Below are 17,862 nucleotides of genomic sequence, written 5' to 3' on the forward strand. Positions count from 1 at the left end.
GCCGTGGGCGCAGTCGATCAGCCATAGTGGATGCGAGTCGGACTCCACCGCCGGTGTCATCACCGGCGCAGCGCCGGGCCGGTCGATCGGCCGCCGGCCAACGGATGGTGGCCGTCGCCTGAGGAGTCGTCGGCATGGAACGCCTGCCGACTCCACGCGGCGGTTCCGGAACCTGTTACGCGGACTCACGGCCCTGCGGCGTGACGATGACGCCACCGCCGTCCGTCGCCTCGCAGCCACCGCGCGGGGACGCGGTGCGACGCGCCTCCCCACGTTCGATGGACACCGGAGGACCCGCCTCGCCGTCCACGACCGGTATGGGGAGCCATCGGCCGCCACCGTCCGGCGGCACCGGCCGGGTCGGCGCCACCCGCTCGTCGCCGCCGGGGCCGATCGGCGCACTGTGGACGGCCGTTGTGAGCGCTCGCACATCCGGGGCCGGGCACGACGACGGGGACCGGCGATCGGCCGGTCCCCGAGGAGATGTGGTCAGGCGGGGACGGGTTGTCGCCGCAACGCGGTGACGACCCGCGCCACCGACTCCGGATCGGTCACCATCCCCATGTGCCCGGCGGGCACGTCGAGCAGGTCCAGGCCGCCGGGACAGTGCGCCCGCCAGTGGGCCACGTACCCGTCGTGATCGCCGCCGCCGGAGGTCGGGACGACGGTGGGATCGCGATAGTCCCCGCCGACGACGAGCGTGGTGCGTGCCCGCGAGACCGCCGCCGAATACGTCTCCAGCGAACGTAGTTCGGCGGCCAGCACCCCGAACGGCAGGAACTCGTCGAGGTTCATCGCGGCCGGGTCGATCTCGGCGGCCACGGCCAGTTCCCGGAGCCGCCGCTCGATGTCCGCCCGTTCCGGTCCCCGTGCCCGTCGCCCACGACGCCACAACGCGTCCGCGGCCTCCCGGTTCCGGGCGTGGCCGGCGAAACGATCCCGCTCGGAGGGACCGGTCACGGCCGGTTCCAGGATCACGACCGTGGCCACGTCGTCGGGGCGGCGAGCCGCCATCTCGTGAACCACCACGCCTCCGGTGGACCAGCCCAGCAGGTGATAGGGGCCCTCGGGCTGTACCGCCTCGACCTCACGCCAGTACCGCCCGGCCATCGCCTCGATGCCGGTGATCGGGTCCTCGGTGCCGTCCAGGCCGGCGGCCTGGATCCCGTAGACGCGGTGTGTGTCGGCCAGTTCCCGGGCCAGCGTCCGGTACGGGTGCACCCCTCCGCCGCCCGGGTGGACGCAGAACAGTATCGGCCGCTGGTCGCCGGAGTGCTCCGCCGACAGCGGTATCGCCAGTCCGGTGGGCGTCTGGCCGGCCCCGTCCAGCACGCGTGCCAGATCGGCCAGTACGGGATGCCGCATGACCGACTGCACGGTGGCGGGGAGGCCGCTCGCCTTCAGGCGCCCCGCCGTCGTGATGGCGGTGATGGAGTGGCCGCCGAGCGCGAAGAAGTCGTCTTCGGCGCCGACTCGGTCGACACCGAGCACGTCCGCCCACACCCGCGCCACGGTCCGTTCAGTATCGGTGCGGGGCGGACGGTGCACCGGACCCGGGCCGGTGCGGCGTCCGCTGGGCGCCGGCAGCGCCGCACGGTCGACCTTCCCGTTGGTGGTCAACGGAAGCACGTCGACGACGACGAAGTCAGACGGGATCATGTGACCGGGCAGCCGCTCGGCGAGCCGCCCCCGGATCACGCCGGTGTCGGTGTCGCCGACCAGATACGCGACGATCCGCTTGTCACCGGGGACGTCTTCGCGCAGCATCGTGACGGCCGACGTCACACCAGGCTGGTCACGCAGGGCGGCGTCGATCTCGCCGAGTTCGATGCGGTATCCCCGCAGCTTCACCTGGTCGTCCATGCGGCCGATGAACTCGATGCGGCCACCGGGGAGCCACCGCACGAGGTCACCGGTGTGGTAGACCCGGCCGGGGCCGAACGGATTCGGTGTGAAGCGTTCCCGGTTCAGTGCCGGGCGCCGGTGGTAACCGCGGGCGACGCAGACACCACCGAGCAGGGCCTCACCCGGCACTCCCACCGGTACGGGCCGGCCGGTCGGATCCACCACGTACACGGAGGTGTTGTCGACGGCGCGGCCGCAGTCGACGGCGTGTCGGTTCAGGGACGTGTCGGCGGTGGTGGCGCTCATGACGTTGGCGACCGAGCCCTCGGTGGCACCGTATTCGTTGGTGATGGTCACGTCGACGTCGCTGACGGCGATGATCCGGCGCGCGAGCGCCGACGTCAGCTCCTCGCCGCCGGCCACGATCGAGTGGATGCGCAGCCGTCGTCCCGTCTGTTCCGCCGCGGTCGTCAACAACTCCAGATGCGACGGCGTCGCCTTCAGGAAACTGGTGTCCGCGCCGTCGAGAAGTGCGTCCACCGTGGAGTCGAAGACGCCGTGGTGCCCGTCGTCGACGACCGGCACGACGATGGGAAGTCCCTGGATCAGGGGGAGGAAGAGTGCCGTGATGGTCAGGTCGAAGGTGATCGACGAGTACAGGAAGGTGCCGACGTCGCCCCGGGCCGGGTACGCGGTGTCGCACCAGTGTAGGTAGTTGACGACGCCGTGGTGTTCGAGCATGACGCCTTTGGGCCGTCCCGTGGAACCCGACGTGTAGATCACGTACGCCAGGTCGTGGGGCGAGGCGACGTCGCGGGGCGCGATATCGGGTTCTCCGGCGAGGATACCCGGCCAGTCGACGTCCAGCCGGATCTGCTCCGCCGCGGTGGCGGGAAGACGTTCGGCCACGTCCGTGGTGGTGATCAGCAGGGGTGCCTCGGTGTCGTCGAGCATGAACTCCAGCCGCGACGCCGGATACGCCGGATCCAACGGTACGAACGCGGCACCCGACTTCAACACCGCGAGCAGGCTGACGACCGCGTCGAGGCCGTGGTCCAGGCACACTCCGATCAGGACGCCGGGCCGGGCGCCCGACGTTCGGAGCCGGTGGGCGAGCCGGTCGGCCCGGTCGTCGAGCTCCCGGAAGGTCAGCGAGGCGTTCCCGTGGCGGACGGCGACGGCGTCGGGTACGGCCCGGGCACGTTCCTCTATCAGCCGGTGGATCGTCTTGTCGCCGGGGAAGTCCGCCACCGCCGTGTTCCAGTCGTGCAGGACCCGCCGCCGCTCGGCCGCGTCCAGCATCGACACGTCGCCGATCCGGTCGCCGTCGTCGGTGCCGACGATCGCCGCCAGCAGGTTGCGGAGGTGGCCCGCGATGCCCTCCACGGTAGACCGGTGGAACCGGCTGCGGTCGTAGACGAGCTTGCCGGCCAGCCGGCGACCCGACCAGGCGACGACCGTCAACGGGTACCCGGTGCGTTCCTCACAGTGGACGAGCCTGCGGCGCAGGCCGTCGGGAGGGCCGGACTCCTCGCCCGACTCGGGGTAGTTCTCGAACACCAGGATGGATTCGAACAACGGTTCGCCTCTCGGTATCCCGCTCCACCGGTGGACGTCGACCAGGGCACTGTACTCGTACTGGCGCAGCTCCGCCTGTTGTCGCTGGATCTCCCGCAACCAGTCCGCCACCGGTGCGTCCTCGGCGACGTCGACCCTGACCGGGAGCGTGTTGATGAACAGGCCGACCATCGACTCGATGTCGGGAAGTGCCGGAGTCCGACCGGAGACGGTCGATCCGAAGATGACACTCGGTTGCCGGGTGTACCGGCTGGTCAACAGTGCCCACGCGCCCTGTACCAGGGTGTTGACCGTGATCCGGTGGGCCTTGGCGAACGCGCGCGCCCGTTCCGACACCACGTCGTCGCAGTCGAAGCGCACGACGTCGACGCCGGTCTGCCCGGTGTCGTCGCCGCCAGGGGTGGTGGCGGCACCGATCCCGTCGAGGTGCCTGCGCCAGAAGTCGCGGGCGTCGTCCCGTGACTGCGCCTCCAACCACTCGGCGTACCGCACGAAGGGCGCCGCCGGAGGCTCCGCCGGCGACTCGCCGGCCAGTTCGGCCCGGTAGAACCGGAACAGGTCGGCCAGCACCTGTTGGACGCTCCAGCCGTCCAACAGGAGGTGGTGGAAGGACCACAGGACGATCCGTCGCTCCTCGGCCGTGCGGATCACGGTGACCCGCAGCAGCGGTGCCGCCGTCAGGTCGAACCCGCGGTTCCAGTCCGCCTCGATCAGCGCGTCGAGCCGGTCGCGTTGTTCCGCGTCGGTCAGGTCACGCCAGTCGTGGCGGGCGAAGGGGAGCCGGGCACGACGCTGCACCACCTGCACGGGCCGGGAGACCCCCTCCCACACGAACGCGGTGCGCAGCACGGTGTGGCGGTCGATCACACGCTGCCAGGCGGTGCGGAAGTGCTCCTCGTGGAGGGGGCCGGTGAACTCCTCGACCATCTGCACGGTGTAGGGCCGTATGTCGTCGGTGTCCTCAAGTGAATGGAACAACATCCCGGTCTGTAGTGGCGTGAGCCGGTAGATGTCCTCGATGTTGGGTGCGCTCACTGTGAAAACCTCTCTAGGATCGCGGCCAGATCGTCGTCGTCGATCCGGGCGAGGGGGAAGTCCTGGGGGGTCGGGGCGATGCCGGCGGTGATCTCGGTGGCCCCGGCGATCACGTCGCGCAGGACCGCCAGCATCCGGTCGGCGAGCCGCCTGATCGTCGACTCGTCGTGCAGTTCGGCCGAGTACGCGAAGTCGACGCCGAACCGGCCGTCCCGGATGTCGGAGTTGACCTCCAGGACGTGCCCGCGACGGCCCAACGGGCTCATCGCGCCGCCGCGTGACTCACCCGGGTCGGCGTAACGGCCCATCCCCGGCACGTGGGGGGCGAACTGTCCCAGGTAGTTGAAGATGATCTGTGGTTCCGGAACCGCCGCGAGGGCCTCCCGGGTGCTCTCGTCACCGAGATGGCGCAGCAGGCCGTACCCGATTCCGTGGTTGGGGATCTCGGCGAGCCGGTCGCCGATCGAGATGAGGGTCTCCGGAAGGTCGGCAGCCGGGTCGGTGCGCAACTCGACCGGGAACATGCTCGTGAACCAGCCCACCGTCCGCGACAGGTCCACGTCCGCGAACAGGTCCTCCCGGCCGTGCCCCTCCAGACTGACCGACAGGGCGTCGTCGCCGGTCCATTCCCGGACCGTCACGGCCAGCGCCGTCAACAACGCGTCGTTGATCTGGGAACCGAACGCCCGGGGCACATCGCGCAGCAGCGCGTCGGTCTCCGAAGGCGTCAGGTTCGCAGTGACCACGCGCCGCGACTGCAGGGTGTTCTCGCCGTCCCGGTCGCGGGGCAGCCGACCGGACGCCCGGGGCCGCGCCCAGTAGCCGAGTTCCTCGACGGCCTTGGGAGAGGTCGCGAGTTCGCGCAGCCGTAGACTCCACTCCCGGAACGAGGTGGTCTTGACCGGGAACACCGGCCGGACGCCGCGGGCCGACTGAGAGTAGGCGAACCCCAGATCCTCCAGCAGGATTCGCCAGGAGACGCCGTCGACGACCAGATGATGGACCGTCAGCAGGAGACGTTGTCCGCGTGCCCCCACGTCCACCAGGACCGCCCGCACGAGCGGACCGTCGAGGAGCCGGAGGCCGCGCTGGGCCCCGGCGAACTCCTCGGTGATGGCGGCCGTAGTCGCCGCCACGTCGAGACCGGAGAGGTCTCGGTGGATCACCACCGCGTCCCCCACGTCGTCCGCGTGGAACTGGCGCACCCCGTCCCGCCCCGACTGGAACCGCATCCGCAGCACGTCATGGTGGTCGGCGACGCTCCGCAGCGCCCGTTCCAGGACGTCCGGTTCGAGTCCGTCGGTCTCCAGGAGTACGGACTGGTTGAAGTGGTGGGGTTCGGCGCGGTCGGTGTCGAAGAACCAGTGCTGCACCGGTGTCAGCGGCACGTCCCCGGTGACCCTGCCCTGTTCGGCGCGGATGGTACCGGCCGGCAGTGCGTTCGCGGCGAGGGCGGCCACAGTCTGGTGTTGGAACACCATGCGAGGCGTCAGGTGCAGTCCGTACCGCTTCGCCCGTGCGATGACCTGGATGCTCAGGATCGAGTCGCCACCCAGTTCGAAGAAGTTGTCGTGGACCCCGACCCGTTCGACCCGCAGCAGTTCACCCCAGATCTGCGCGATGGCGATCTCCGCGGGGGTGGTGGGGGGTTCGTGGTCGTCACCCGGGCGTTCGAGTGCACCCTTCGGTGCGGGAAGCGCCTTCGTGTCGACCTTCCCGTTGGGTGTCAACGGGAGTGAGTCGAGCCGCACCAGCGCGGTCGGGACCATGTACTCGGGCAGCCGTCGCGTCAGCGCGGCGTGCAGGGTCGTGGTGTCGGGGGCGTCGGTGCCGGTGACGTAACCGACCAGGCGCTTCTCGCCGGGGGAGTCCTGCCGGACGACCACGGCCGCCGCCGTGACGCCGGGCCGGTCCCGCAGCGCCGCCTCGATCTCACCGAGTTCGATGCGATATCCGCGCAGCTTCACCTGGTCGTCGATGCGGCCCACGAATTCGAGGTGGCCGTCCGGCAGCCACACGGCCAGGTCACCGGTGCGGTACACGCGTCCGGGGCCGAACGGATCCGGCGTGAAGCGCCGCGAGGTGAGGTCGGGCCGGCGGTGGTATCCCCGGGCCACGCAGACTCCGCCCAGCAGGGCCTCACCGGGCACGCCCGGCGGCACCGGCCGGTCGTACTCGTCGACGATGTAGACCTTCGTGTTCTGGATCGCCCGTCCGCAGTGGACGGCCTTGCGGTCGAGCGGCGTCCGGATCGTGGTGGCGCTCATGACGTTGGCGACCGAGCCCTCGGTGGCACCGTATTCGTTGGTGATGGTCACGTCGACGTCGCTGACGGCGATGATCCGGCGCGCGAGCGCCGACGTCAGCTCCTCGCCGCCGGCCACGATCGAGTGGATGCGCAGCCGTCGTCCCGTCTGTTCCGCCGCGGTCGTCAACAACTCCAGATGCGACGGCGTCGCCTTCAGGAAACTGGTGTCCGCGCCGTCGAGAAGTGCGTCCACCGTGGAGTCGAAGACGCCGTGGTGCCCGTCGTCGACGACCGGCACGACGATGGGAAGTCCCTGGATCAGGGGGAGGAAGAGTGCCGTGATGGTCAGGTCGAAGGTGATCGACGAGTACAGGAAGGTGCCGACGTCGCCCCGGGCCGGGTACGCGGTGTCGCACCAGTGTAGGTAGTTGACGACGCCGTGGTGTTCGAGCATGACGCCTTTGGGCCGTCCCGTGGAACCCGACGTGTAGATCACGTACGCCAGGTCGGCGGGACCGGCCGTCGCGGGCGGGTCGTCGGTGGAGACCTCCCGCAGGCGCGGCCACTCGGTGTCCAGCGTGATGACGTCCGCGCCCGTGGCGGGCAGCCCGCGCGCGATGTCACAGGTCGTGATGACGACGGGAGCCTCGGTGTCGGCCAGCATGAACTCCAGTCGCGCCATTGGGTACGAGGGGTCCAACGGGACGAAGGCGGCTCCGGCCTTCAAGACCGCCAGCAGGCTGATCACCGCGTCGGGGCTGTGTTCCAGGCACACCGCGACCAAATCACCCGGTCCGGCGCCCCCCTCGCGCAGCCGGTGGGCGAGTTGGTTGGCGCGCGCGTTCAGTTCCCGGTAGGTCCACTCCTCGTCTCCGTACCGGACGGCGACGGCGTCGGGTACGGCCCGGGCACGTTCCTCTATCAGCCGGTGGATCGTCTTGTCGGCGGGGAAGTCGGCCTCGGCGCGGTTCCACTCCGACACCACCGCGGCCCGTTCGTCGGCGTCGATCATGGTCAGCCGCCCGACACGTCGGTGTGCGGGGGCGGAGCCGAGCGCGGCGGCGAGATTGCCCAGGTGCCGCGCCATCCGCTCCACGGTGGACCGGTCGAACAGGTCGGTGGCATACGCGAACTGACCGGTGAGCCGGTCGCCGTCGTCCGACATGGTGAGTGTCAGATCGAACTTGGTCTTCCCACTGTGGGGCGAGAACGGTTCGACGTCGCAACCGGGCAGCCGCCAACCGGTTCCCGATCCGCCGTTGTGTAGTACGAACATGGTTTGGAAGAGGGGGTTGCGGGAGAGGTCGCGGTCGGGGGTGAGTTGTTCGACGAGTTTTTCGAAGGGGAGGTCCTGGTGGGTGTAGGCGTCGAGTGAGTGGTCTCGGATTCGGGTGACGAGTTGTTCGACGGTGGGGTCGTCCGACAGGTCGGTGCGCATGACGAGGGTGTTGACGAAGAATCCGACGAGGTTTTCTATGTCGGTGTGGTTGCGTCCGGCGATGGGGGTTCCCACGGCGATGTCGGTCTGTCGGGTGTACCGCGACAGGAGGACCTGGAACGCGGCGAGTCCCGTCATGAACAACGACGCGCCGTGGCGTGCCGCGAGTCGTCGAAGACCCGTCACCGTCTCCGGCGGCAGCACCGTGTCGACCCTGCAGCCGTCTCCGGTGCGGGTCGCGGGGCGGGGCCGGTCGGTGGGCAGTTCGAGTGGTTCCAGGCCGGCCAGTCGCTCGGTCCAGTAGGACAGTTGCCGGTCCAGGAGGTCACCGGTGAGGTGATCGCGCTGCCAGGCGGCGAAGTCGGCGTACTGCACCGGCAGGGCCGGCAAGCCGGCCTCGTCACCCGACGACACGGCGCGATACGCCGCCTCCAGTTCGGTGGCGAGGACTCCCACCGACCAGCCGTCGGACACGATGTGGTGCATCACCAGCAGGACCAGGTGTTCACCGTCCGACACTCGCACGACGGACAGGCGGAGCGGTGGTTCACCGGCCAGATCGAACCCGGTCCGCGCCCGGTCGGCGATGACCTGCTCGGCCCGCCGTCGGCCGTCCGGCTCCGCCGACAGGTCGGTGAACTCCGCGGTGACCCTGGCCGGCGGATCGATCACCTGTGCCGGCCTGCCGTGCTCGTCGGCGACGAACCGGGTGCGCAGCACCTCGTGCCGCGCCACGATCGTCGACACGGCCGCCTCCAGCGCCGCGACGTCCAGGTCCCCCGACACCCGCATGGCGAACGGCACCAGGTACTCCGCGCCGCCCGGATACAGCTGGTCGAGGAACCACAACCGCTGCTGCGCGAACGACAACGGCAGACCGTCGCCGCGGTCGGCGGTGGGGATGGCCGAGGTCGTGGCGGACCCGGCGGCGTCCAGCACGGCGGCGAGGGACGCCACGGTCGGATTCCCGAACAGGTCTCGAACGGTGACCTCGGTCCCCAGTGTCCGGCGCAACCGGGACACCGCCTGTGTCGCGAGGAGCGAGTGGCCCCCCAGTGTGAAGAAGTCGTCGTACGCACCGATCTCGTCGCGGCGCAACACCTCCGACCACACGCGGGCGACGAGCGCCTGGGTCGGCGTGGCCGGTGGCACGTGGCGGTCCGCGTCGCCGTCACGGCCGGCCTCCGGGGCCGGCAACCGGCCGCGATCGATCTTCCCATTGGGGGTCAACGGGATCGACTCGATCCGGACGAAGGCGGCCGGGATCATGTAGTCCGGTAGGGAATTCCGCAACCGTGCGCGCACCGTCGTGGTGTCCGGTGGGGCGTCGGTGACCAGGTAGGCGACCAGCCGCTTGTCGCCGGGATCGTCCTCGCGGACGACCACCGTGGCGGCCGAGATCGCGGGATCGGCGAGGAGCGCGGTCTCGATCTCGCCCGGTTCGATCCGGTGGCCACGCAGTTTGACCTGTTGGTCCATCCTGCCGAGGAACTCGATCTCGCCGTCGGGCAGTCGTTTCACGAGGTCGCCGGTGCGATAGAGGACACCCGGCCCGAACGGGTTGTCGACGAACCGCTCGGCGGTCAGCTCCGGCCGGCCACGGTAACCACGGGCGACCCCCGGCCCGCCGATGAGCAGTTCGCCGGCCACGCCGGTCCCGGTCGGCCGCATCCGCGAATCCACCACGTAGGCCGTCGTGTTCCGGATGGGGCTGCCGATGGGTTGCGTCGCGGTCGTCTCGTGGCGTCCCGGCGTGACCCGGTACGCCGTGGCGAAGGTGGTGGTCTCGGTCGGTCCGTACACGTGGACGACGGTGGGGGCCGAGCCGCCGCGCGCGGCCAGTCGGTCCGCGGTGCCGCGGTCCACGGCCTCGCCGCCGTACAGGACGGTGTTCAGGCCGTCGAACACGCCCGGGTCGTCCGACAGGTGTTGGTGGAACAGCGCGGCCGTCAGGAACATCGCGGTCACGCCGTGCCCGCGCAGTGCCGCCTTGAGCGCCGGGGTGTCCACCACGGTGTCCTTGTCTATGACGGCGATGGTCGCACCGTGGACCAGCGCCGCCCAGCACTCCCACGTGAAGGCGTCGAACGCGCCGTTGGACGCCTGCGCGACCACGTCACCGGGACCGATCTCGGCGTAGTCGTTGTGTACCAGGCGGTTGACCGCGCGATGCGGGATCTGCACACCCTTGGGTGTTCCGGTTGACCCGGAGGTGTACACGATGTACGCCAGGGTGTCCGGGGCCGCGACCGCCGGAGGCGGCGTGGCTGGACCGTCGTCCGTGGGTAGGGCGTCGAGGACGACCGGGGTCGCGGTCGTGGCGGGTAGGGCGTCGACCAGGCCGCTGGTGGTCACCACCACGGGAGCTCCGGAGTCGTCGAGCATGTGCGCGAGCCGGTCGGGGGGATAGTCCAGGTCGAGCGGCACGTAAGCGCCGCCGGTCTTGAGGACGGCCAGCACGGTGGTGATGAAGTCGGCCCCACGTGGCAGATGGACCCCCACCGGAACCTCATGGCCGGCGCCCGCCTGTACCAGGTGGTGGGCGAGTCGGTCGGCGGACTCGTCGAGGGCGGCGTAAGTCAGCGAGGTGTCGCCGTCCACCACGGCCACGGCGTCCGGCTGTTCGGTGGCCCGCTGTTTGACCAGCCGGTCGATCGAGAGGTGTTCGGGATGCGCGAACACGGTGTCGTTCCAGGTGTCCAGGAGCAGTTCCCGCTCGTCGGCCGAGCACATGTCCAGTGCGTCCGTCCTCGTCGACGGACTGGAACCGAACGCGCGGGCCAGGTTGCGGAAGTGCTCGGCCATACGGGCGATCGTGGCGGCCTCGAAGAGGTCGGTCGCGTACGCGAAGTGACCGGTGAGCCCGTCCCCGTCCTCCACCAGGGTCAGGGTGAGGTCGAACTTCGTGGTTCCGGTGGAGACCGGAATGGGCGTCAGTTCGCAGCCGGTGAGCCGCCATGTCTCGTTCCCGGTGCCGCCGACGTCGCCGCCGCCGGTGGCGGCGCTCTGTAGTACGAACATGGTTTGGAAGAGGGGGTTGCGGGAGAGGTCGCGGTCGGGGGTGAGTTGTTCGACGAGTTTTTCGAAGGGGAGGTCCTGGTGGGTGTAGGCGTCGAGTGAGTGGTCTCGGATTCGGGTGACGAGTTGTTCGACGGTGGGGTCGTCGGTCAGGTCGGTGCGCATGACGAGGGTGTTGACGAAGAATCCGACGAGGTTTTCTATGTCGGTGTGGTTGCGTCCGGCGATGGGGGTTCCCACGGCGATGTCGGTCTGTCGGGTGTACCGCGACAGGAGGACCTGGAACACCGCCAGGCAGGCCATGAAGAGCGAACCACCCTGCGCGGCGGCGACGGCTCGCAGGCCCGCGGTCACCTCCGGCGACAGCGCGAACGAGACCCCGCCGCCGTCTCCGGTGCGGGTCGCGGGGCGGGGCCGGTCGGTGGGCAGTTCGAGTGGTTCCAGGCCGGCCAGTCGCTCGGTCCAGTAGGACAGTTGTGAGTCCAGTGCCGCCCCGGACAGCCGTTCGCGCTGCCAGACCGCGAAATCGGCGTACTGCACGCCCACGTCGGGCAGCGCAGGGTCCTCACCGGTCGTCGCGGCGGTGTAGCAGCGGTCGAGTTCGCCCGCCAGGATCCCCGCCGACCAGCCGTCGGCCGCGATGTGGTGCAGGACGACGAGCAGTACGTGGCGACCGGGGGACTGACGCAGGACCGTGACACGCAGCGGATGCTCTGCGGCCAGGTCGAAGGGGCGACCGACCTCGGCCGCGACGACGGCGCGAAGCGACTCGGGGTCGGTCGGCGCGTCCAGCCGGCTCAGTGTGAACGGACGGGCGGGGTCGGCCACCTGGATCGGCCGGCCCTCCTCGTCGGCGATGAATCGGGTGCGCAACACCTCGTGCCGCGCCACGAGCATCGTCACCGCCGTCTCCAGCGCCGCCACGTCCAGGTGGCCCGTGACCTGGAACCCGAACGGGATCACGTACTCGGTGGCGTCGGGTTCCAGCTGGTCTAGGAACCACAACCTCTGCTGCGCGAACGACAACGGCGCACGACCGTCGCGGGACACGACCGGGATGCGGTGGGGAAGGTTCCCGTCCCGCATCCGGGCGAGTAGACGGGACTCTATGGACTGTTTCATGACTTGACCCTCACTACCGGGATGGGACGGGACGGGACGACGTTGCCGGAGGACACGCCGGTTCAGATCGCGCCGGCCTCCTCGAACCGTCGCAGCAGTTCCACTCTGAGGTCGGCTATCGTGGGAGACAGGAAGACGTTGCGGAGGCCGACCCGGACCCCGGTCAGCATCTCCAGCTGGTTGACCATCTGCGTCGCGAGCAGCGAATGCCCCCCGAGCTCGAAGAAGTCGTCGTGTACCCCGACGGCCTCCACGCCGAGCACGTCCGACCAGACGCCGGCCAGGATCTCCTCCATCTCGTTGCGAGGAGCGACGTACCGGGAGTCGTCCCGGTCGTTGCCCGGTGAGGGGACCGGGAGCGCGGCACGGTCGATCTTCCCGTTGGCGTTCACCGGTACCTCGTCGAGCGCCACGAAGGCGGCCGGCACCATGTAGTCGGGCAACCGACGTTTGAGGAAGGTCCGCAGCGTCGCCGGTTCCGGTGCGTCGTCGCAGACGACGTACGCCACCAACCGCCGGTCGCCGGGTACGTCCTCCCTGAGAACCACGACGGCGGAGGACACCTGTGGGTGCGCCGTCAGCGCGGCCTCGATCTCACCGAGTTCGATGCGGAGACCTCGCAACTTGACCTGCCCGTCGAGCCTTCCGATGAAGTCGAGCCGTCCGTCGGGCAGCCACCGCACCACGTCACCGGTGCGGTACACCCGCCCCGGCCCGAACGGGTCGTCGACGAACCGCTCCGCCGTCAACTCCGGACGGTTGAGGTAGCCGCGCGCCAGACCGACTCCGCCGATCCACAACTCGCCCGGCACTCCCACCGGCACGGGGTTGTGGTGCCGGTCCACCACGTAGACCCGGGTGTTCTCGATCGGCCGGCCGATCGGCACGGCACCGGACACCGGGCCGTGCAGGATGTTCGCCGTCGAGGTGACGGTGGCCTCGGTGGGACCGTAGCTGTTGGCCAACGGGACCGACGTCGCACGGAACCAGCGGTCGACGGCGGTCGGCGAGACCGCCTCGCCGCCGACGATCATCAGCCGGAACCGCTCTCCGAGACCGCCCTGCCGCGCCTCGATGTGGGGCAGCATCGCCTCCCACACCATGGGCGTGATCTCGGTGAGCGTCACGTCGTGCTCGCGGATGAGTTCGACCAGGCCGAGCGGTGACCAGTCGTCACCGCGCAGCACCAGTCTCGCCCCGGTCGCCAGCGTCGCGAAGGTGTGCTCCACCGACACGTCGAACACGACCGAGGCCGTCAACAGCACCACGTCGTCCTCGGTGAGTCCGTTGTGGCGCCCGTGGAGGAGACTCACGACTCCGCCGTGTTCCAGGAGTACCCCCTTCGGGGTGCCGGTGGAGCCGGAGGTGTAGATGACGTACGCCAGGTTCTCCGGCGTGGCCGTGGCGGGCGGGTCTTCGACGCGCCCGGAGGGCGGCTCCGAGTCGTCGTCGAGGACGAGGAGGCGTGCCGCCGTCTCCGGCAGGCGGTCGCGCAGCCCGGTGCAGGTGACCAGGACCGGCGCGGCCGTGTCGGTGAGCATGAACTCCAGTCGCGCGGTGGGGGAGTCGGGGTCCAAGGGCAGGTAGGCGGCACCGGACTTGAGGATGCCGAGCATCGCCACGATCATGTCCAGGCCACGTGGCAGGCACAGTCCCACGATCGTGTCCGGCCCGGCTCCCAGATCCCGCAGCCGGTGGGCGAGCCGGTTGGCGGACTCGTTCAGCCGCCCGTACGTCAACGACTCGTCGCCCGCGACAACCGCGATCCGGTCGGGATGGCGGGCCACCCGTTCCTCCACCAGCCGGTGGATCGTCTTGTCGGTGGGACGGTCGTGAGCGGTGTCGTTCCACTCCACCAACAGTGTGTGGCGCTCGGCGTCGGTCATGAGCGGCAGCCGGCTCACCGGGGTGTCCGGATCACAGGTCGCGATCGCGGAGGCCAGGGTCGTGAAGTGCCGGGCCATCCGTTCGGCGGTCGATCTGTCGAACAGTTCCGTCGCGTAGTCGAGGTGACCCTCGATCACGTCGCCCCTCTCCACCATGGTGAGGTTGAGATCGAACTTGATGGTCCCGGTACCGAGCGGAAGTCGCTCCACCTCGCAACCCCGCAGGCGCCAGGCGGTGCCCGATTCCTGGGCGGTCTGGAGCACGAACATCGTCTGGAACAGGGGGTTGCGGGACAGGTCGCGGTCGGGGGCCAGTTCTTCGACCAGCCGGTCGAACGGCAGGTCCTGATGGGTGTACGCGTCCAGCGCGTGCCGCCGGACCTGGTCCAACACCTCGGCCAGCGTCGGGTCGCCGGCGAAGTCGGTGCGCATCACCAGCGTGTTGACGAAGAACCCGATCAGATCCTCGATGTCGGCGTGGTGTCGCCCGGCGATGGGCGTTCCCACGGCGATGTCCGTCTGCGGTGTGTAACGCGACAACAGGATCTGGAAGGCCGCCAGTCCGGTCATGAACAACGACGTACGGTGTGAGGCCGTCAGGGTCCGGAGTCCGTTGACGGTCTCGGCGGGCAGGGTGAACCTCACCGAGTCCCCGGCGCCGTCGCGGACCTCGGGCCGTGGCCGGTCACACGGCAACTCCAGGGGCTCCAGGCCGCCGAGCCGCTCCCGCCAGTAGGCCAGTTGTTCACCGAGCGCGTCGCCGGTCAGGCGGTCGCGTTGCCAGGCGGCGAAGTCGGCGTACTGCACCGGCAGCGGCGGGAGCGTCGCCTCGGTGTCGTCCAGGGCGGCGGCGTACAGCCGTTCCAGTTCGCGGGCCATGACACCGGACGACCAGCCGTCGGACGCGATGTGATGCACCGATATCAGGACCAGTGTGTCCTCATCGGACGAACGGACGACGGTGAGTCGCAGGGGTGTCTCGTTCGCCAGGTCGAAGGGGCGGCGGACATGCGCTGCCAACAGTTCCCGTGCCGCCTCCGGATCGTCCCCGGGTGCCTCGACCAGGTGCGCCGCCACGCGAGTCGGTGGATCGACGATCTGCCGGGCGAGCCCGTCGGGGCCGGCCGTGAACCGGGTGCGCAGTACCTCGTGGCGGGCCACCAGGTTGGACACCGCGGTCTCCAGCGCGGCGACGTCCAGGGGACCGGTGACTCGGAACCCCATCGGTACGAGATATTCGGGACTGCCGGGGTCGAGCTGGTCGAGGAACCACAGGCGTTGCTGTGCGAACGACAACGGCAGTTCGCCGTCGCGGGGAACCACCGGAACGGTTCCCCGCGTGCTGAAGGCGGCACCCCGGACGGTCTCGGCGAAACCCGCGAGGGTGGGCGTGGTGAACACCGCTCCCACGGGGATCTCGATGCCGAGATCGCGGCGAAGCCGCGACACCATCCGGGTGGCGGAGAGCGAGTGGCCGCCCAACCGGAAGAAGTCGTCGTGCACGCCGACACGTGTGGTTCCCAGCAGCTCCGACCAGATCGCGGCCACGGAGTCCTCCACCGCGTCACGTGGCGCCACGTACTCGGCGTCGGCGTGGTCGCGTTCTCCGGTGGGGGCCGGAAGGGCCTTGCGGTCGATCTTCCCGTTGCCGGTGTACGGCAGTTCGTCCAGCACGGTGAAGACCGTGGGGATCATGTAGTCGGGGAGCCGTTCCGCCAACTCCGTTCGCATGCGGGAGGGGGCGATGCGCCGATCGGCGGCGGGTACCAGGTAGGCGACCAGCCTCCGGTCACCCGGTGAGTCCTCCCGCACCACGACCGCGCAGCCGGCGACGTCGTCGTGGGCGAGCAGCGCCGCCTCCACCTCGCCGAGTTCGATCCGGTACCCGCGGAGCTTGACCTGATGATCGATTCGCCCCAACGCCTCCAGCCGGCCGTCGGGCAGCCACTTCACCAGGTCGCCGGTGCGGTACACCCGACCGGGGCCGAACGGGTCGGGGACGAACCGCTCGGCGGTGAGTTCGGGGCGGTTGAGGTAGCCGCGCGCCAGTACGTCACCGCCGATGAGCAGTTCTCCCGGAACACCGACCGGCACTGGCCGGTCCGCCTCGTCCACCACGTACATCCGTGCGTTCGTGATGGGAAGCCCGATGGGGATGCTGCCGGGCCCGACGACGGGCGGTACGACGTGCTGCGCGGTGACGGCCACGGTCGTCTCGGTGGGGCCGTACTCGTTGACGATGGTCGCGTGCGGGCCGAGCAGGGGTGCGACCTCGCGGGCCAGCCGCCGGTCGAACAGCTCACCACCGACCACGACGGTGCCGACGTCCAACGATGTCCCGGTCGCCTCGAAGGTCTCGCGAAGGATCTCCAGGTGGGAGGGTGTCACCTTGAGTGTGCTGAAGCGATGCCCATCGGCGAACAGTCGGCGCACCTCCTGCGGATCCCAGGGCTCCATGTGGGGCAGTGCCTCCACCGGCTGGCCCTGCAGTAGCGGAAGGAAGAGGTTCGGCACCTCGAAGTCGAACGCGATCGAGGAGTGCATGACCGCACCCCGCGCGTCGGGCAGCCGCGGGAAGGCGGTGTCGGCCCAGGTGAGGAAGTTGACGACACTGCGATGTTCCAGCTGGACACCCTTGGGGCGGCCGGTGGAGCCGGAGGTGTAGATGACGTAGGCCAGACTGTCGAGAGTGGCGCATGGCGCCGGATCGGTGTCGGGCTCACGGCGTAGCCGCGCCTGGTCGGCGTCGATGAGGAGACGATGCGCAGGGCCCTCCGGCAGCAGCGGAGCCAGGGCGGTGTCGGTGATGACGACGGGGGCGGCGCTGTCGGTGAGCATGAAGCCGGTGCGCTCGGAGGGTGAACCCGGGTCGACCGGGATGTAGCCGGCTCCCGCCTTCAATACGGCCAGGACGGCCGTGATGAGGTCGAACCCACGCTTCAGGAAGATCGCCACCATGGAGTCCGGTGCGACTCCCATACCGCGCAGCAGATGGGCGAGGCGGTTGGCACGCCGGTTCAGCTCCGCGAACGTCAGGGTCTCGTCGCCGTGGACGACGGCGGGAGCGTTGGGATGCCTCGCCACGCTCTCCTCGAACAGGTGATGCACCGGTGCCTGCGGGATGGGCGCCCGCGGCCCGTTCCAGGCGTGCACGAGCTGGTTGAACTCGGCGGGCGCGAGCATGGCCAGCTCACCTACACGGGTGTCGTCACCGGCGTGCCCCAGAGCGGCGGCGAGGTTCCCGAGGTGTCCGGCCATTCGTTCCACGGTGGACCGGTCGAACAGGTCGGTCGCGTAGACGAGGCTGACCTCCACCGCCCCGTCGGGCCGCTCCATGAGGTACACCGAGATGTCGAACCGGGCGGCCCCCCGGTCGATGTCCAGCGTCTCCACGGTGAGGTCCGCCAGACTCCTCCTGTCGACGTCCTTGATGTTCTGCAGCGCGAACATCGTCTGGAACACCGGGTTCCGGGAGGGATCCCGGTCGGGGGCGAGTTCTTCGACGAGTCGTTCGAAGGGGAGATCCTGGTGACCGTAGGCGTCGAGTGAGTGGTCCCGGATGCGGCCGATGAGCTGTCCGACGGTGGGGTCGTCCGACAGGTCGGTGCGCATGACGAGGGTGTTGACGAAGAATCCGACGAGGTTTTCTATGTCGGTGTGGTTGCGTCCGGCGATGGGGGTTCCCACGGCGA

General features: G+C 69.7%; 3 protein-coding genes. All 3 read right to left on the bottom strand.

Features of this window, described 5'->3' with window-relative positions; translation table 11 throughout:
- Positions 1-489 precede the first annotated feature (489 nt).
- Entirely contained in the window at positions 490-4,458 is a 3,969-nt protein-coding gene (locus LX16_RS05285; protein ID WP_147133924.1) for a non-ribosomal peptide synthetase, read from the bottom strand.
- Positions 4,455-12,284: a non-ribosomal peptide synthetase gene (locus tag LX16_RS05290; protein ID WP_147133926.1), complete on the bottom strand. Its 7,830-nt coding sequence runs from the start codon at positions 12,282-12,284 to the stop codon at positions 4,455-4,457. The genes LX16_RS05285 and LX16_RS05290 overlap by 4 nt, the downstream gene beginning before the upstream one ends.
- Before the next feature lie 62 nt (positions 12,285-12,346).
- Positions 12,347-17,857 (bottom strand): non-ribosomal peptide synthetase, encoded by a 5,511-nt coding sequence (locus LX16_RS05295; protein ID WP_244615686.1) that lies wholly within the window; start codon positions 17,855-17,857, stop codon positions 12,347-12,349.
- Positions 17,858-17,862 lie beyond the last annotated feature (5 nt).

This window comes from Stackebrandtia albiflava (assembly GCF_007994225.1).
GTDB classification, from domain to species: Bacteria; Actinomycetota; Actinomycetes; order Mycobacteriales; family Micromonosporaceae; genus Stackebrandtia; species Stackebrandtia albiflava.

Excerpts from the sequence above, each read along its gene's own strand:
- LX16_RS05290 (WP_147133926.1), bottom strand. The coding sequence starts at position 12,284 with ATGAAACAGTCCATAGAGTCCCGTCTACTCGCCCGGATGCGGGACGGG.